The organism is Nosocomiicoccus sp. HMSC067E10 (assembly GCF_001810835.1).
Taxonomy (GTDB): Bacteria; Bacillota; Bacilli; order Staphylococcales; family Salinicoccaceae; genus Nosocomiicoccus; species Nosocomiicoccus ampullae_A.
This window is the reverse complement of sequence record NZ_KV802759.1, coordinates 59,007-76,836: the sequence shown is the minus strand read 5'-3', so window position 1 is coordinate 76,836 and position 17,830 is coordinate 59,007. Positions and strand designations below refer to the sequence as shown.

19 protein-coding genes are annotated in these 17,830 nt (G+C 29.1%); all 19 read right to left on the bottom strand.

All coding sequences use genetic code 11. The annotated features are described in order from the left end of the window. On the bottom strand, positions 1–614 hold a 614-nt coding region (locus tag HMPREF2767_RS03040; RefSeq protein WP_148128993.1), incomplete at its 3' end, for a DUF3991 domain-containing protein. 176 nt (positions 615–790) lie between these two features. Beyond that, positions 791–1,591: a class A sortase gene (locus tag HMPREF2767_RS03035; protein WP_070622588.1), complete on the bottom strand. Its 801-nt coding sequence runs from the start codon at positions 1,589–1,591 to the stop codon at positions 791–793. 3 nt (positions 1,592–1,594) lie between these two features. Continuing rightward, positions 1,595–3,253: a type IA DNA topoisomerase gene (locus HMPREF2767_RS03030; RefSeq protein ID WP_083302037.1), complete on the bottom strand. Its 1,659-nt coding sequence runs from the start codon at positions 3,251–3,253 to the stop codon at positions 1,595–1,597. A gap of 63 nt (positions 3,254–3,316) precedes the next feature. Further along, entirely contained in the window at positions 3,317–3,733 is a 417-nt protein-coding gene (locus HMPREF2767_RS08565; RefSeq protein WP_083302036.1) for a toprim domain-containing protein, read from the bottom strand. A gap of 16 nt (positions 3,734–3,749) precedes the next feature. Continuing rightward, on the bottom strand, positions 3,750–4,910 hold the full coding sequence (locus HMPREF2767_RS03025) for a hypothetical protein (RefSeq protein WP_070622587.1): 1,161 nt from the start codon (positions 4,908–4,910) through the stop codon (positions 3,750–3,752). 73 nt (positions 4,911–4,983) lie between these two features. Beyond that, positions 4,984–6,366 carry a MobP2 family relaxase gene (mobP2, locus tag HMPREF2767_RS03020; protein ID WP_070622586.1) on the bottom strand — a complete coding sequence of 461 codons (1,383 nt, stop codon included), beginning with the start codon at positions 6,364–6,366 and terminating at the stop codon, positions 4,984–4,986. Further along, a complete protein-coding gene (locus tag HMPREF2767_RS03015; RefSeq protein WP_148128992.1) occupies positions 6,367–6,657 on the bottom strand; it encodes a ribbon-helix-helix domain-containing protein in 291 nt (96 codons plus the stop codon). A gap of 11 nt (positions 6,658–6,668) precedes the next feature. Further along, entirely contained in the window at positions 6,669–7,100 is a 432-nt protein-coding gene (locus HMPREF2767_RS03010; RefSeq protein WP_070622584.1) for a hypothetical protein, read from the bottom strand. Beyond that, positions 7,093–7,377, bottom strand: a complete 285-nt coding sequence (locus tag HMPREF2767_RS03005; RefSeq protein WP_070622583.1) for a toxin-antitoxin system HicB family antitoxin — start codon at positions 7,375–7,377, stop codon at positions 7,093–7,095. Before HMPREF2767_RS03005 ends, HMPREF2767_RS03010 begins: the two co-directional genes overlap by 8 nt. 260 nt (positions 7,378–7,637) lie before the next feature. Beyond that, on the bottom strand, positions 7,638–8,438 hold the full coding sequence (locus HMPREF2767_RS03000; protein ID WP_070622582.1) for a coiled-coil domain-containing protein: 801 nt from the start codon (positions 8,436–8,438) through the stop codon (positions 7,638–7,640). Positions 8,439–8,466: 28 nt separating this feature from the next. Next, on the bottom strand, positions 8,467–9,117 hold the full coding sequence (locus tag HMPREF2767_RS02995; protein ID WP_070622581.1) for a hypothetical protein: 651 nt from the start codon (positions 9,115–9,117) through the stop codon (positions 8,467–8,469). An 11-nt stretch (positions 9,118–9,128) separates the two neighbouring features. Continuing rightward, positions 9,129–10,202, bottom strand: coding sequence for a lysozyme family protein (locus HMPREF2767_RS02990; protein ID WP_070622580.1), 1,074 nt, complete (start codon positions 10,200–10,202; stop codon positions 9,129–9,131). 52 nt (positions 10,203–10,254) lie between these two features. Continuing rightward, positions 10,255–10,674 carry a single-stranded DNA-binding protein gene (locus HMPREF2767_RS02985; protein WP_070622579.1) on the bottom strand — a complete coding sequence of 140 codons (420 nt, stop codon included), beginning with the start codon at positions 10,672–10,674 and terminating at the stop codon, positions 10,255–10,257. A 26-nt stretch (positions 10,675–10,700) separates the two neighbouring features. After that, on the bottom strand, positions 10,701–11,000 hold the full coding sequence (locus tag HMPREF2767_RS02980) for a hypothetical protein (protein WP_070622578.1): 300 nt from the start codon (positions 10,998–11,000) through the stop codon (positions 10,701–10,703). A gap of 343 nt (positions 11,001–11,343) precedes the next feature. After that, positions 11,344–11,625, bottom strand: a complete 282-nt coding sequence (locus HMPREF2767_RS02975) for a hypothetical protein (protein ID WP_070622577.1) — start codon at positions 11,623–11,625, stop codon at positions 11,344–11,346. 328 nt (positions 11,626–11,953) lie between these two features. Then, complete coding sequence (locus HMPREF2767_RS02970; protein WP_070622576.1) at positions 11,954–13,903, bottom strand: VirB4 family type IV secretion system protein; 1,950 nt, start codon at positions 13,901–13,903, stop codon at positions 11,954–11,956. A gap of 60 nt (positions 13,904–13,963) precedes the next feature. Next, a complete protein-coding gene (locus HMPREF2767_RS02965; protein WP_070622575.1) occupies positions 13,964–14,566 on the bottom strand; it encodes a hypothetical protein in 603 nt (200 codons plus the stop codon). A 17-nt stretch (positions 14,567–14,583) separates the two neighbouring features. Next, positions 14,584–14,898: a DUF5592 family protein gene (locus tag HMPREF2767_RS02960; protein WP_070457060.1), complete on the bottom strand. Its 315-nt coding sequence runs from the start codon at positions 14,896–14,898 to the stop codon at positions 14,584–14,586. A 67-nt stretch (positions 14,899–14,965) separates the two neighbouring features. Continuing rightward, positions 14,966–17,830, bottom strand: coding sequence for a pLS20_p028 family conjugation system transmembrane protein (locus tag HMPREF2767_RS02955; RefSeq protein WP_070622574.1), 2,865 nt, complete (start codon positions 17,828–17,830; stop codon positions 14,966–14,968).

The following is a 17,830-nucleotide window of genomic DNA, read 5'->3' as shown; positions in this document are numbered from 1 at the left end:
AATGAGAAACCAAATTTTTGATTTGCACCACTTGCTATATGCTTATATCTTCCACCATCTTTTTTCTTATAACTCCCCTCTGAATTATGGCCAACAATTTCTCCATTATTCACCCAAGTATAGACGGCATTATTTCTCTCATCTTGTCGGATAAATCCTTTACTCATCAATGTATTTACAATGTCTGGATTTAATTTCCTATCATTAATTAAATATTCTCTTACTCTAGACGAATCTTTCACCATATTATCTACTGGAAAAGCATACGGTTCTTTTTCTTTTTTATTTCTCCAATGCATACCATGATCACTTTGGATTCTTTGATTATTTTTTGAATTTAATTCAATGACTGCTTCTCTAAATTTCATTCCAAAAAGTTCTTCATCTTGTAGTAAATTAATAATATTCCCACCACGTTGGCGTGAGTTCCAAAAATACATATTTTGTTCTGCATCCACAACAAAACTATCGTGATCATCAAGGTTATAATACTTACTATTGCCTTGTCGTGTCATCATAAATCCTTGTTCTTCTAAATACTCTACAATCGGTACATTTTTCGCATATGCGACTGCTTCATCAGTTAATCTTCCTTTTTCATCAAATAATCCCATTGTTTTCCTCCATTTTTGAAAAATATTTAAAATAAAGCATTCTGACTGCTTTTATGCCTTTTAGGATGTATAACCCTCGAATTTTATTATTAAAGCTCTAAGCCCTGTTTTAAAAACCCGTTTTTTAAAAACTTAAAAATTCGCATAAAAAAAGAGAGAATTTTTCATAATTCTCTCTAATAGATATAGTTTTCAGTTAAATCTTTTTCAAAGCTTCCAATCGACTGGCTTTTTACAAAACTACCTTGAACAATTAATCGACTTGCTCCATCTAACGTGCCACATGTTACTAAGGTAATTAGTGTTTCATTTTCTACATCATCTATCCAACCAATTTGAGATGGATCTACATATTCTATTTTTTCTATTTCATATATATATACTTTTTCTTTATCGGTCGCATAAATGTGCATCCCTTTTTCTGCTCGTTTTAATGGACTGAATAAAGTGTTTGGATCTGGCATTAAGTGACCAGCAACGGCATAATTATCTTGTCCTAACTTCATGTTCGGTTTCATAGTAGAAGCACCCGTATAAAGGTTTTCATTACTCACTCCCTCAACAATTGGTAAATTCATATTTATATCTGGTATAAACAATTGACCACGATATAAAAATTTATTTACTGTTGCTCCTGTTGGAATACTGTCTATCAGCTTAACTTGTGACCAATCATACGTTAAATTATTATCTGCCATTTCCTGTGTTTCTATTAAATCTCCATATTCATCTTTATCTGTCTGATTCCACACACTTTCAAGCCATTTTTCATTAGATTTAATTGTACTTTCTTTATAATTTTCTTGTGCAACTGCTTGTGCTTTTTCAATGACATGTGGATCTTTTAAATAAAAATTAAATGGTTGATACAGTAATAAGAATAATGCTGGTAATAACATAACTATTATTGTTGTAATAATAGATTTACGTTTTCTACGTTTTTTCATCTGTTCTTCTATCATCTCATGATATTTCATTATTTATCCCTCCTTATTATCAAAAAATAACGTTACCTTGTATTCATTATTTAATTTTACAAAAGCATCATAGGTCTTTCCTTTCTTGGAAACAAAACCTTTAACTTTATGCTTTGTTCGACCATGATTTATCAATTCTTTAACAACAGTAGTAGAAATATTTTTACCAAAGATATTTTTAAAAATTACAAATTTGCATTTCTTATTTTGACAAGCATAAAACACACCTTTTTTACCTTTTATCTTCTTAACGACTGATTCTTTACACTTAGGACAATCACCAATTACATTTGGATCATCAATTTTGACTACTGATTGACCCGTATTATCCACTAACTGATTTTTCTTAAAGTCACTATCAATCTGCTTCATTTGATGAAGAATATACTTAATCGTATTTTTAATAAAATTATCTAGCGTTTGTTCTTCACTACTAATCTTTTTTAATGATGCTTCCCATTTTGCAGTCATTTCTGGACTGGACAATAAAGTACCTTGTACACTTTTCGCTAACAACCTACCTTTATCTGTTAGCATTACTTTATTTTTCTTGGTTGTGATATAGTCATGTTGTTTTATCTTTTCTATGACATCTGCACGAGTTGCCTCTGTACCAATTCCCTCAACCTCTTTTAGTATTTCTGTATCTTCATCTTCTAATAATTTGCCACAATTTTTCATTAAGTTAATTAATTGACCCTCAGTATATAGTGATGGAGGTTGTGTCATCCCCTCATATATAAATGGCTTTGCTTTAATCATTTCACCTATATTCATTTCTGGTAATATACTTTCTGTATTTTCTTTTTGATTGAATAATTCTTTCCAACCTAATTGTTTATCTACTTTACCTCTACTATAGAAATAATGATCATCAATTATCAGTTCTACATCAGTTTCTTCATATATATGCTCCTTTAGAAACATAGCTATTGTCGTATTATAGATTTCTTCATATATATTACGTTCTTTATCACTTAACATATTTACTTTTTCTACATCAGCTGTTTTCGTTAATATAATTGCATAGTGTTCTTGAACTGCTGAATTATTCACAAAACGCTTTCTCATAGAACGGTTATCAATTAATTCACTACTTATATTGAACATATTGAGATAGCTCTCAAGATTTTGATCTAGATATTGAAACTCTTGCTCCGTAATATACTGACAATCTGTTCTTGGATAACTCACCAATTTTAATTCATATAACTTTTGTACAATCGCAAGAGTTTCTTTAGGACTATATCTCCACAACGTGTTTGCTTTCGTTTGCAAGGTACTCAAAGAATGTAGCTTTGGTGCTTGTTTTTGTTTTTGAGTACGTTTAATATCTTTTACTGTTGCATAGTCTTTTAATTTTATATCTTCAAAAATTTTATCAGCAACAGCTTTATCTTTTTCTTTCAACTTCATTTTTGCTGTGAATTGTTGTGAATCTTTACTGCAATCTGCATGTATTTCAAAGAATGGTTCTGATTTGAAATTCTCAATTTCAATTTGTCTATGATAGATCATGGACAAGGTTGGAGTTTGCACCCTACCAACACCAAATATAGTATTAAAATCAGCAATTTTAGATAATTTAATACTATATAAGGGACTTAAATTCATACCAATTAGATAATCACTTAACATACGTGCTTTTGCTTCTTGAAACATTAATACATCTTTTCTATTATCTTTTAATTGATTAAAACCTTTTTGTATTTCTTCTTTTTCTAATTAATTAATCCATAGCCTTTTTATTTCTTTATTTCTAATACCTGCATGTTCAAGTATTAAATAAAAAATATTGCTTCCCTCTCTATCTACATCACACGCATTAATTATCGTATCTGCTTTCATACATAATTCTTTAACCGTATTATATTGAGCATATTTTTTTGAATCTACTTTATATTCAAAGCATGTTGGTAGAAAAGGTAAGTTGTTTAAATCCCACGTATTGATTGGTTGTTTATATTCTTTGGGATATTTTAATTGTATTAAATGACCAATTCCCCAAGTTAAAAAAGCACCAGCAGGAAAGGTGCTACAACGATCTAGTTCTATATAACTTTTAGTTCGATTTTTTATACTAAATGCTTCTGCGTATGCTTTGGCTTGTGATGGTTTTTCTGCAACAATAACTGTTGTCATAATTTATCTCCTTTATTTATTCCAAAGTATTTTCTTTCATCTTTGTCTGTTCCTCTAAATCATATTGCCTAAGACTACCTACACGGGTTTGCTTCAATAATGCTTCATACTTTTTAGGCAAAGGATTATCTTGCATATCCTGTTCATACTGTTCTTTTTCTTTTATTGAATATACATTCTTGTTGTGGTAGAGCATTAAATAATGATCCACATCTTGTTCATGGTATTCATCTTCAAATTCTTTTAAATTACTTGTAAAAGCAATCTCACTATCTTTAACACCAATAACTGTAATGTATTTTGCTGTATCATCTTTATTATTAATTAAGTAATCTTCTGCGTATTGATCTAGAAGATCATAGTATGCTTCTTCTTTTAGTTCGTTTTCATCCTTTAAAACTCCATATGACTCCATTTGATAATCATAATTCTTAATAGTTTCAATTTGTTCATCAGTAAGTGGTTGATTTTCATAAATTAATGCATATTCTGTTTCTGGTACAATTCGTACATAACCCATCTCATGTATCTTATCCCAACTTTCAATATCTTCACGATCTAGATTGTAAAAATCTAATAACGCTCTATGGTCTATTGAACGAATACCATTTTCTCCATAACTAGATATAAGTTGGTTATTTGGGGTAATCCATAAACTTTGGTCTAAATCATTTGTCATTTCAAATTGATTTACAAATTCAACTTCTCTCAAAAATTCAGGTGCTTTTGGTGTATCTTGATAATCTGGTTCATTTGCTAAAAGTGATAGCTCATTATAATCGTCTAATATATTATCGTATTTATTGACTTCAAATTCATCTTGTGCTTCTTCAAAAATTCTATCGTCTATATGGTCTTTTAAATAACCTTGTTCATCAATAATATTTTCATTTGAAATAGTATATTCTAAGAATTCTTCTTTTCTTTTTGAATATGCCTCTTTTGCTAATTTACTTCTCCTAGAAGCATCTTCCTCAACTTCTCTAATATTCATTTCATTATTTATTAGAAAGTCCACAATATTATCTTTTAAACTTTCTTCTAAGCTAATCGTACTTTCATTTTCTAATTTATTTTTTAAAAAATTACTTCCATCTTTTTCTGATTCTTCAATTAGTGCCTCCATTATTTCAATTCTTGATTTTTCGTCCATATTTTTAAAATTATCTTTTTTCATTTGTATATCTCCTTTTAAATAAAAAAAGAGCAATATACAAATGTATATTGCTCTTAATCTTTTATTATTTAATTTATAGTTCTTGTTCCTTTATACTTCTAATACGTTCTTCAAGTTTTTGATGTTCGTGTTCGACTTCTTTTTGTCTTCTTCTATTATTAAATAAGTTTTGTAGTCGTCTTAATTCATATTGTTTCATTAATCTTGGTTTTCTTATTAATGGACTATTTACTTTTACTTTAAATTCTGTACCTCTATACCTTACGATTCTAAATATTGGCTTGTTTCTTGATCTGTAATTCTTATTTTCCTGCACGTGATGAATAAATATTTTCTTCAAGTTTTCTTTATTTCTTTTATTAGATATATTGGGTGGTTTATTTAATTCTATTCCTAATTTTTCTTCCACCTGTTCTTTATTCTTCTTAATATTTCTTAATAGTTCATTCCCCATTCTTGATTTTAGTTCGTCATATTTGTTTTTTGAGTAGTTACTATTGTTACTGTTCTCACCATAAACATCTTTATAAAATCTTTCTTCTCTTGATAGTAAATGTCGATATTCATTATATTCATTTATAAAGTTATCTTTTAAAAAATGTTCTGTGTAATCATCTATATCATCTTTAAGGTGTTTCATATTGTGATGATTATATGACCATTCATTTTGTTTCTCTGGTAGTAGAGAAATAATTTTATTCAATCTTTTTCTTTGTTCGATTGTACTTTCATCTATATGGATTGATTTATTTAAAGTTATTCTTAACTCATTGATTCGCTCTAAACTTTTTTCTCTTTCTACTAAATGGTGAATAAATGCTGACTTCATTCTAGAATTAGTTTTATTTTTTCTTTTGCCTTTCGGTTCAGTCATTTCCACAAAATTATTATTTTCATCTTTTCTTTTATAAGTAATCATCTCTCGTGTATTTTCTTTTTCAGAAATTGCAACGTGTACATGGTAATTGTCTGTGTTGTAATGTATTTCTCCAGTCCATATCACATTATCTTTTTCTAAATTTTCTTCTTTAATGAATGTATTCATAGAATTTCTTACAGCATCTTTTATTTTTTCTTCTTTAAGATTTTTATAAACCAATAAATCATTTTGTTCTAACCATCTTGTATCAAAAGAATAAACATCTCTCCATAATACTGAATTATTTTTTTGTGCTTCTCTAAAAGATTTATATACTTCCCTACGTTCTTCTTTAGTTAAAAGATCACTTTTTTCATTAAATAAACCTGTACTTTTATCTTTTACTTCCTCATGTTTAGCTGATTCACGATTCATATAATCTAAATACTTCTCAAATTTTTCATCAATAATAGGTTCATATTCATCAAAGAACTCTTTTTGCTTTGCTTCTTTACGATCAATATAACGAATATAATTTTCAAATGATTTATTATTTCCTATTACAAAGTCACTAGTTAAGATTACTCCTGCTTTCAATTAATTCCTCCTATACTGATAATTATTATTTTTATTTAAATTGCTTTTTATACTATTAATATTTCTACCAGATGTATTTACCAAAATTTTTAACTCTCTAATTTCTTTACACAAATCTAAAAGAATTTCTTTTGTGGTTATTTCGTTATCTTCTTGAATTAAATTTCTAATTGCAACATTTAAAAAATCTGTTCTACTTTCGTATTTATATTTATTTTCCATAATATGTTCATCAATTTCTTTTTTAAAATCTTTGTTGATTGCAAAATTAATTGTTTCTGTCTTAATCAATATGTCATCTTCTATAAATCTGTAATTCTCCATCGAGGATTAATTTCTTTTTCTTCTGCTTCTTCTTTATTATTTTCAGTTACAGTTTTATGATTTTTATTTTCATTCATCTTTTTATTTCTATAATAATAATCAATGGCTTCTCTTCCTTTAATTGCACTTAAAGTTCCACCATAATATAAATCAACAATTTTTAAATCCTGTCTATCCATAATTGAATAAGTGAATTGTAAGTTAAGCTCTAGCAATGATTTTAACTTTTTAATTTCTTCATCAATATCTTTAGAATTTTTCATATCCATTTCAATCATATTTTCTATAGCTAATTCTAAAAATTGTTTTCTATTTAAATATTTAGATTTATTTTTTAAAATATGAAGATCCATTTTTTCTAAAAAATCTTTCTCTAAATTAAAATTTAGTCTTACTAAATCATTATTCATTTTTATAATTTTCAACTCCTAAAATTTCATAAAGCATATTCGCATGTATTTCATTCCATTTATTTAATTCATTTATTGCGTGGTTTTGTTTATTTAATATATTATTTATGTCTGTTAATAATCTCTTTTGTTCTAGCTTTTCTGAATAAAATTGTTCTTTTGATAAATCTTCTTTAATTAGATTAATAATATATTCATTCATAGAAACTTCTTTTGTATTTGAAACTTGAACTAGATAGCTGTGTAATTCTTTAGGTAATCTAAGTAAAAACTTCATTATCTTCTCCTTTGTCAGTCAAAATGTAGTGAGTACGGCATACTGTATTAGAGTATATATACAATTAATAAGTAGAATAGATAGAGTAAGTAATACTCATTATGCTTTAAATTGATATCATATTTGAGTACAGCATACTCTATCTGTTAAACCTTATTAGGACAATGGTTGGCACTGCCAACCTATCACTTTAAAACATTAAAGTGATATCATTGTCCCTTATGCTCTTTAAATAATTACTAGATTTCCCCCTCTTTTATTCAGTTTTTCTCGCTTTTGTACTCATTTAATTGTTGTTCTCTTTCATCAATTTCATTTTTTGTTTTCTGTTTTTCGTCTTCCATTAATGAAATTTGCTTTGTAAACAATTCAATTTGTGATTCAACCTTACTTTTTTCTTCGTCAGTTAATAAGCTATCTGTATTTTTTAATTCAGAAATATTTTCTTCTTTAGATTTTATTTCATCATCTAGCTGATTTATTTTTTCGTTCAGTACATCAATTTCAGTTTCAACAAATGATGATCTAAAATTAATTGCATAGTCTAAATAATCATTTTCGGTTAGTTCTTTTTGTAATTCTTGTTCATGTGATACGTAAGTTACATTTTCTCTTTGAGTTTCACTTCCAACTTTTTTAAATCCTATTGTTAATCTTGTAAGTAAATAATCTTTTGGCACATCTTTTATTTTCATAGAAATAATTTGTGGATTAATTTTTTCTACTATAACTTCTTTATTTTTAGTTCTATCTTTTTGAATAAGTGCTTTTGCCTTTAAATTTTTTTCACTAAATAATGAACCCACACTATTAATTCCAAATAAAACTTCTAACTCTTTTTTATTCGGATAATAAATTGATTCGATATAAGTTAATTCTTCCCCCTCAAAAGAAATTCTTTCTCCACTATCTATTGTTTTTCTAATTGCTTCTTCTGGTTTAAAAGTGTTTAAAAGAATTAAACATAAATATAAAAATATAATTAGAAAAATTAATGCAACATAAAATTTACCGATATTGTTTTTATAGGCATTTTTTAAATCAATAAATATTTCTTTCATATATAAACCTCCTGTAGTAGAAAAATTTTTATTGATCTACAGCTTCCTTACCAAAAAATAATTCTATATCTGGATTCATTAAAGGATTATCTCCATACATTTTTGTTGCAACAACTTCTCCGTTATCTTTTATTTCAAGTTCTAAATGATAGATACCATAGTTAATAACATCATCATCTTCTATTGATGTTCCGTAAACTATCACAGCATCTTTTGTATTCTCATTTAAATCTCGTGTATATACTTTTACTTCTTCGACTGTGCTTTGAGGAATATCAGAATTATCATCCACCGTCTTAAAATATCCTTTACTTTCTAAATACTTCGTCGCTTCATCTTCTGTTAAATTTTTTAACTCATTTATTTCATCTTTATTTAATCTATTAAACATCAAGTCAACGAATGTATTAGAGAAATTTGATATTTTATCCGAATCATCATTAATTTCTTCTTGAGAATTATTTTCTTCTTCAGAACTTTCATCATTATTTTTTTCTACCTCAACTACTTCAACTTTATTTTTGTGATCTTGTTTATCTTTTTCTAAAGAATTAATTTCATCTTTTAATAATTTATTTTCTTCTTCTAAAGTTTTAATATTTTTATTTAATAAAAAGAATGGGACTGTAAAAATTAAAACCACCCCGACTATAAAAAATAAAACTTTTTTATTATTCATCTTTTCTCCTCCTAATAAATGTAAGATAAATTGTTTGCTTGGCTTGCTGGGATTGTGCGATAACTTAAAACATTTAGACCTTTAACATTCATTTCAGAAACAATAATATCTCCGTTAGACTTAACTTCTTCTACGAAGCCAACGTGTCCATAATAACTATCAGATCCAAATTGATTTCTTTGCCAAACAACTGCAGTTCCTGCTTTAGGTGTATTATTTACTTTAATACCTTGTGATTTTGCATTACCAACCCACATCCATGCATCACCTAAATTATTTGGTACTTTAGCTCCTATTTCTGCTCTTCTTCCTGCAACATACCAAGTACATTGTCCAAATAAATATGGATTACTGTAGCTACTTGTGGTTGGCTTTTTAAAATTACCTGTCAATTCATCTATGCTTGAATTACCTGAGTTTAAATATTTCATGACGTTATCTACATAATTTACGTCACCATAAGAACTCCATCCCATATTACTTGCTTGTGTGTTAGAAAAATTTTTTGCAAGTTGTTTGGAATACTTACCATCATTCATTCTTTTTGCATAATCTATAAACCCCGATCCAAAGTTGTATGATTGTAAAATTAATTTAGTTTTATCTAAATCAAATTTATCTGTCATACCAACTGCTTTTACAAGTTCACCATAATATTTAACACCTTGCTTAATTGATTCACTTGTTCCAATTGAGTTCGGAGGTTTACCTAGTGATTCAGATGCTTGAAATACATCTGTTACTCTACCACCAGATTCTTGTGCCATTATTGCAAGTAAGATGTCGATATGAAACTCTTTTAATCCTTGTGTTTTCATTTCTGCTAAAACATCTTCTTTATAACGTAAAACTTCTTGTGGCAAATTTGCTCCGACTACTGTTTGAGAAGCTTCTGCTTTTTGTTGCTCATCTGCACTAATTGCACCAAAAATTGGGACAAAAGCCATAATTATGAGTAAAACACAAAGTGCTACTAATAAAATTGCTCCACCAGTAAATCCTAAAGTTCCTGTTACCCATAAAGCTATTTTATTTTTAATCCGTTTTTCTATTTGCTTTCTTGTAAAGCTTTTTTCTTTTGCCATATTCACTCTCCTAAATAAAAAAAGCACTTATTAAAATAAGTGCTTTGGATAATTAAAACGGTAAATCTTTATCTTCTATAGTTGGATAAGAATTTTCATTAGTATCATCATTTTTAAATTCTTTTTTATTATTTTTAATTCGTTGTTCAAATTGTTCTTTTGTTTCTAAAAATATAATACGATTTTCTACAATTTCTGTTGAGTATACTTTTTGACCCTCTTTATTTTCATAATTGCTTGTTTGTACTTTACCCTCAACGCCTATAAGTGATCCTTTAGTTGTATATTTTTCAATTGTTTCTGCAGTTTTATTAAACGCTACAATTCTTATAAAATCTGATTCAAATTCATCATTCTTATTTTTATGTGAACGTTGTACTGCTAATGTAAAACTACCAACCTTATTATTATCATTTTCAAATACGTTAATCTCTTTGACAATTCTTCCTGTTAAACTTACATTGTTAATCATTTTAATTCCTACTTTCTATATAAAATTTATTTTATTCTTAAAATTACATCCATCGGTGATTCAATGCGTTGTTTTACTTCTTGTATAAAGATTTCATATTGATTATCTGTTAATTTTTTAAGCTCTGTCATTACTGCAACAACATCGTCTAAATTTGTATCACTATCGAAAATTGCCCAATCTTCATCTGTTTTTAAGTCAACTACGCTATAGCTAAATGGATCTTCTAAGCTATCTAGTGCATCATACAATTCTTTTCTTTCATCTCTTTTTGTTAAATCGTAGTAACGGTTACCCAATTCTTTAATTTTAATTTTGAATAACATAAACACCATTCCTTTTTTCTACCACTCTTATATTTTGAGTGTGTAGATGATATTTTATTTACGCATACGTCAAAGCATCTCGTAACGGTATTGCAAGTCTGCTTTAGCACACGGAGTGCTTGGACTTGCAATACATAAGTGAAGAGATGCTAGTATGCAAAGTAAATAAATATCAATCGAAACACGAAAAATAAGAGTGAGTGAAAACGAACGAATCAAAGAAACGCATTAGCGTTTCTTCAATGCCTTTTTAAAATAAAAAGCCCGATTTTATGTATTTTATAAAATCGGGCTTTCATTGAGATTAGAAAAGTAGGATCATCTTAATGCCCCTACTTATTACTTAATTAAATACGAACCAATAATTCCCTGCTAACATATTAAATGTTGTACCATTATCACTTTCTAAATATGGGTCATCTTCAAATATTTTCACTCCATACTCTTGATACACTTTTTCATTAAAAAAGTTGAATAACTTTTCAGCATTTCTTTTAGTTTCCTCTTTTGATAATTGGTATTCCTGTTTAAATTCTTGTGATAGTCTTACACAATTAATAAATAACTCTAGTTCGCTAGTTTCTTCATTGGGTTGAAAATATAATTCTTGATTTAAAATATTCATTATTGATTGCTCCTTTTTTCTACCACTCTTATTATTTTGGGTGTGTAGATGATATTTTATTTACGCATACGTGAAAGCATCTCGTAACGGTATTGCAAGTCTGCTTTAGCACACGGAGTGCTTGGACTTGCAATACATAAGTGAAGAGATGCTAGTATGCAAAGTAAATAAATATCAATCGAAACACGAAAAATAAGAGTGAGTGAAAACGAACGAATCAAAGAAACGCATTAGCGTTTCTTCAATGCCTTTACACGTTAAAAAAAGCCCGATTTTATAAGTACATAAAATCGGGCTTTCATTAGTAGTAGAATAATAATTTAGTTTTTTATAATCCACCTTCAAAGCGATCTAGTTGTTCTTGTGTCGGCATTGCGTTAAATACGATTGAATCTCCACAAATTGAAAGTATCGCTTGTCCACGTTCTAAGTTTGGTATTAATTCATATTCAGATTCTTTGATTGTATCGCCTAACACGTCTTCTAATTTATCTAATGTGGACTGATCCATTCCTAATAAGAATTTATATTGTGTTAACTCAAAAATTTGTTTTAAGTCATTTACAATTAATTCATTACCATCTGGCAGTAATTCCTGTGGTGACTGCGTTGCCAACTGAATACCAGCCATATATTTACGCATTTCTTTCATAAAGTTTTTTGTGAACTGTACAACTTCTCTATTATTAGCGTTAATAATGTTATGACATTCGTCAATGAAAACCATGAAACGCTGTACAGTATCGTTATCAATATCTGGATTCTCAATTTGTTTCTTACTTTGTTGTCCATGATATAGTGCATGTGACCAAATCATAGAAATTGCTGTATAAATTTGTGTCTGGAAAATTGGTAATCCATAGTCCATTAAACCTTTAATATCAAAAAATACAATTGGCTCATATAAAATATCTGGAATCGTTGTATGTCCGTTAAATAAATTACCATTTTGTTCTACCATTTCTTTAATTGTTGATATAACTTTCTCCAAAGTACGATTTTTTTCAATCGAATACCCATCTGTATTTTTACTTTCTAAAAATGATAGTAAGTCACTTAAAATCGGATATTGTTTCGGCTCTAATCCTGTAACTTTATAATCTTCATCAAGAGAATTTGGTAGCAATCCAAAATCAATATAAAATTCTCTTAACCAATTGGCATAGTCTGTTAAATCTGTTTCTGTTAAATCAGAGTTTAAGATTTTTAACTGCATTTTTAACTTAGATAAATGAGCTGAAAATGATGCTTTTTCATCAACAACTAATTCTTGGTGTTCATCTTCTGTTTCTGTAGTCACTGTCGCAAATACTTCTAACATATTAATAATTCCACCACTACCACTTAATGAGATCATTTTACCTCCGTTATATCTAACAACTTCTCTAAAGTCACCTGCAATATCAAAGCCTCTTATCATATGGCTACGTGCGTTTTGATCTTCAAATAACATCTTCATCAACGTAGATTTACCTTTACCCATTGCTCCGAAGATAATTGAGTTATAGTACGTACGTTTACTATCGGCTTGAAACATATCAAGCAATACCGTACCATCTGTCATTGTTGTTCCTAAATATGCACCATTTGGATCCATAAGTTCCGTGTGATTCATATAATAACTTGCTCCTGCTGTAGAGGCTGGTACGTTCGCTTTACCTTTTCTGTAGTAAGACAACTCTTTTTTCTGATCTGTTAAGCTATATGCCATACTTAAATAATTATCTTTAGATTCAAACATCATCATTTGACCTTTAAATCCTTTGGACTGTAGCTCCTTACGAATATCTGATACTTTTTTATCTAAATCCACTTGTGATGATCCTGTGATATAAAGACGTATATTCATATTTTTTATGACTTCTCCGTATTGGTTAATTGCCTCTCCAATATCCATAAGATTTCTATAAGTATTTTGATACTCATTTCTCGATAACGCATTTTTCGATTCTAAAATACGTGAATGTTGCTCTCTTACAGAACGATTCAGCGTAGTCATAACTTCTGTATTATCTTCTGTACCATAGTCGACAATTCCAATTGTTCCCTCCATATTAATAATAGAATTTAACCAATGACCCGTCACGTCATTTGGAAAATCATATAATAGGATGCAACCTTGATAACCAATTCCATTTTCTACATATCTTTCTTTAAACTTAATACCACCTTGTGGCTGGATACGTGCAATAAAATCTAAATCATATCCATCTAACGCATAATGCTCTGGTTTCTTTTTAACTGCCTTTGGTTCTTTTTTATTAAATATACTTAACATAAGCTTCTCCTTTATATTATATAAAATATAATATATAACATATATATTATATGTTATATATTATTCTGGTTCTTGATTATTAAGTCTGTATAATAATTGTTCTTTTTCTTCTCGTGTTAATGGTTTAGGATCTATTAATGAATGATATTGTGGTATACTTCGCATTTTATCTTCCATTTCTTGAATAGTATTAGAAAAGATATAACAGTAATGCGTTTGAGTTTTAAAATGCGTTTGAATAGCTTTTAATCTTAGTAATCTTTCAGCTGAGAGTTCTTTTTGAATTTGTGTTTTTGCATTTTCATATTTCATCATCCAATAGTGTTGTTGTTCTGTTGTATTGACAGGGAACATTAAACTAATATTCTTAATGTCATCACTATAAATTCTTAAAAAGTTAGCGAATTGTTGAATTAATATCCTTTTTTCTTCTACATTTAATAAATTTAGATCGTATGACTTGTACTTATAAATTTGAACGTATGTGTCGTTACTCATTTGAATAACTGTTTCATTCATTGTGTTAGATTCCATATCTACTATTCTTTTATAAGGTGAAACAGATAAGAATGTAGTTGGAATCTTTATTTTTGAAAGTTCAATTTTATCTTGTTCGATTCTTTGTATTCTACTTGGCACTAACCTTGATTCTGTTTGATTCATTTTGTCCTCCTAAAAAATTAATTTTCATTAAATTTCTTATACTTGTTATAGTCAATTGAATGATAATTAGTATCATCTTGATTTAATAATGCTGATAACATAATTGATATTCTCGGTCTATCTGGATTATCTTTAGTTCTCATAATTAAAAATAATGCGAAAATTGCATGACCTATAAACAACATCACATTTATGAATACTCCAAATGATGTTTGTTGCATTAATATATACCAAAGTAAAAGTACCGCAACGATCACAACTATATCTGATAAGTTAAATAATCCAAATTTAATTTGTGATTTTATGTCTTTTGGTATTAAATATTTATCCATTTATTTTTCCTTTCTTTTACAAGTAATTAAAAAGCACTTTATCTTTAGATAAAGTGCCTTAAATCTTCTATAATCTATCTACTTTTTTAACGATATCTTGGAAACTTTGTTCCTTATATACAGAATTAGGGTTTGAGATTTCATGAATAATGTTATTTTTTAACCCATCATCTAATCCTTTAGTATTCATTACGCTATTAATCTGATTTGATAAAGTTGATTGGTTTTTACTGCTATAACTAAATTCTGCTTGATTCACAATAGCTTCTTTAATACCTGTTTCAATGTTACTGCCTCGAATCATATTTACAAATTCACTACGGTTTTTCGCAACAGGTTCTGCTTTATTATAGATTTCGTTGAGATAAGCGTTTTTGTGTTCAACACCAGACCCACTTGATAATACTTGTGATAGTACTCTTTGTTGACTAGATGGTAATGACTGTTCTCCACCACCAAAGATTGTGTTCACTAACTGTGTTTTCGCCCCACTATTTAATGCTGCTCCAGTAACTGCTTGACTAATAAATTGTGTCTTTAATCCAGATGCCATGTTATCTGATCCTTGCATCACTTTATTAATCATTTGTGTCTGCATTTGTGGATCATTGTTGTTACTATGAATCGCATTAACTAGCTTAGTTGCTGTTTCTTGTGGACTATCATTAGAATTAATTAATTCTTCTACATTTTGAATTTGTGTTTTCGCACTACGATCTGCACTATTTATTACTTCATTTACAAAGGATTGTTGTGTCTTCGTACTTGCTTCTCCATTTGCGATAGAATTAATCATTTGTGTTTTAGATTCTGTATTAGGCGTATTACTTGTCATAGTATTTAGTAATTGTGTTTTTGATTCAACACCCATATCTTTATTATTCATGACTGCTTCTACAAGTTGTTGTTTTGATTCATTAGGAATAGATGAATTAGTTACCATTGATTCAATTAATTGTTGTTGTTTTTCTGGTTGATTTGACATTCCAGTCACAATATCTTGTACCATTTGTGATGGATTACCGTCAATCGCACCACTCATCACACCACTAACTAACTGATTCTTTTCTTCTAATCCAACATCATTACTTGCCATTAATGAGCTAATCATTTGTTGTTTAGATTCTGGATCACTAATTTCACCTAACACTCCATTAATACGTTGTTGTGCTTCGTCTGTTGTCGCTCCTTGTAGCATTGCTGAGATTAGTTGTTGTCTGTCATTGTCATCTGTCGGCTGTGTATTTACAAGTTCTGACACACTACGTACTGCACTCATAGAATCAGTCGCACCTGTTTCATCTGGCTGTAGAGAAGTATTTACGTTTGCAAGTGCATTAGATAATTCTTGTGGTGGCGTTGATAAACTACCTCCAGTATCATTTTGTGATTTAAACGTATCACTTTCGCCTCTATATACTGCACCAACACCTTGAACACCATCTTTAATATCTTTCGCTGTTTGTCCAACGGCTGAATTTTCAACTGCTCCTTTTAGTGCTTCACCCATCTTACCATAACGTCTTCCTGCTTTCTTACCAAAGCTATAAATATCTTGCCCTTTATCACTTTCAGCAAATTTACCTAAGCCTTGACCAACTGCTTGTTTCGCATCATTCATTGTATCTTTCATAGTAGCACCAGCAAGGTTTCCAACACCTTTTGTTAAGCCTTGTAGACGTTCACTATTTGCCATTTTTTCTGCTACACCTGATGCACTTTTAGTTGCAAGTCCAACTCCTTTAGCTCCTGCTGTACCTGCAGCCATAGCTCCCATCATTACACGCCATCCGTCTTGAACTCCTAAATCAATACCGAGTATACGCTTTGCAACTTCTGGACCATCAATTAGGAAATAACTCATACCAAAAATAATGATGCATGTAACTACCCAGTTAAAATCTTGTGCTGTGAGCCAACCCACACCGATAATATATATCTGCATCACAAAAGGAATAAGTGCTAATGCACTATAGTTAATTAAAATATCTTTAATTAATGCTTTCATTCGCTGTCCTGTTGAGAGATCAGTTGTTGCGATAAATGGTGCGAGTATTTTACTAAAAGTAATTTCCATAAATAAACGCACAACTTTAAATGCTGTTGCAACTAACGCTAAACTAATTGCAATAAATTGTGCGAGTAATGACCATGGATTAAATGTATATCTGTAATAGAACTGACTAAGAAGCTCTATATTACCAACTAGTGTAATGTCCATTCGTGGAATATCTTTTAAAGATCGCTTCCCTTCCCAATCAACCGCAATATATTTATCAAAAATTTTTACATCTTCTGGGGTAAGCCCCATTTGTTTAAATCTTTCTTTCTCATCTTTATCATTTATTTTTTTAGTTGATGTATTCATCTTTTCATTGATTGACAGTAAATGTAAATTGTCTTCTGATAAGTTATTATTAATTCCGTCTTCTGATACTTGATAATCATTTTTTGCAATCCATATAACATCATTGATATTTGTTTTTAATAACTGTGTGGCTAATTGATTCGTTGACTGATCCTCTTCACTCGATTGATTTTGAGCGTACTCAAAAACACTATTCGTCATACTATTTAATTGAATTAATAACCATGGCAGTATCGCAAATATACCTATCGCTAATAATAAATTCGTTATAAATTCTTTTTTAAATAGTTGATTCCCTGTTAGCATTTGATAACCATATACAAGTATTGCTACCGTTAGTAATGCCCAAGCAAGGGGCATTACGTTATTAAATAATGTATCTACCTTACTGTTTTCAATTAGACCACCTAATGTATAGGCTTGTTCAACGGCTTTTTCTAAAAAACTAATAATCCAATATAATAACTTGATTAAACCAAAACCAATTATTCTGAAAACATCCATCATTGGATCAGACATTGAAAAATAGTCGCTTAGCCGTTCAAGTATTTCTTTATCATCCAA

Bases quoted from the DNA above. Each gene is read 5' to 3' on its own strand.
- HMPREF2767_RS03010 (WP_070622584.1), bottom strand. From the start codon at position 7,100: ATGAATAATGATTTAGTAAGACTAAATTTTAATTTAGAGAAAGATTTT.
- HMPREF2767_RS02960 (WP_070457060.1), bottom strand. From the start codon at position 14,898: ATGGATAAATATTTAATACCAAAAGACATAAAATCACAAATTAAATTT.
- HMPREF2767_RS03025 (WP_070622587.1), bottom strand. From the start codon at position 4,910: ATGAAAAAAGATAATTTTAAAAATATGGACGAAAAATCAAGAATTGAA.
- HMPREF2767_RS03000 (WP_070622582.1), bottom strand. From the start codon at position 8,438: ATGAAAGAAATATTTATTGATTTAAAAAATGCCTATAAAAACAATATC.
- HMPREF2767_RS02980 (WP_070622578.1), bottom strand. From the start codon at position 11,000: ATGTTATTCAAAATTAAAATTAAAGAATTGGGTAACCGTTACTACGAT.
- HMPREF2767_RS02965 (WP_070622575.1), bottom strand. From the start codon at position 14,566: ATGAATCAAACAGAATCAAGGTTAGTGCCAAGTAGAATACAAAGAATC.
- HMPREF2767_RS03005 (WP_070622583.1), bottom strand. From the start codon at position 7,377: ATGAAGTTTTTACTTAGATTACCTAAAGAATTACACAGCTATCTAGTT.
- HMPREF2767_RS02995 (WP_070622581.1), bottom strand. From the start codon at position 9,117: ATGAATAATAAAAAAGTTTTATTTTTTATAGTCGGGGTGGTTTTAATT.
- HMPREF2767_RS08565 (WP_083302036.1), bottom strand. From the start codon at position 3,733: ATGACAACAGTTATTGTTGCAGAAAAACCATCACAAGCCAAAGCATAC.
- HMPREF2767_RS02985 (WP_070622579.1), bottom strand. From the start codon at position 10,674: ATGATTAACAATGTAAGTTTAACAGGAAGAATTGTCAAAGAGATTAAC.
- HMPREF2767_RS02975 (WP_070622577.1), bottom strand. From the start codon at position 11,625: ATGAATATTTTAAATCAAGAATTATATTTTCAACCCAATGAAGAAACT.
- HMPREF2767_RS02990 (WP_070622580.1), bottom strand. From the start codon at position 10,202: ATGGCAAAAGAAAAAAGCTTTACAAGAAAGCAAATAGAAAAACGGATT.
- HMPREF2767_RS03035 (WP_070622588.1), bottom strand. From the start codon at position 1,591: ATGAAATATCATGAGATGATAGAAGAACAGATGAAAAAACGTAGAAAA.
- HMPREF2767_RS02970 (WP_070622576.1), bottom strand. From the start codon at position 13,903: ATGTTAAGTATATTTAATAAAAAAGAACCAAAGGCAGTTAAAAAGAAA.
- HMPREF2767_RS03030 (WP_083302037.1), bottom strand. From the start codon at position 3,253: ATGTTTCAAGAAGCAAAAGCACGTATGTTAAGTGATTATCTAATTGGT.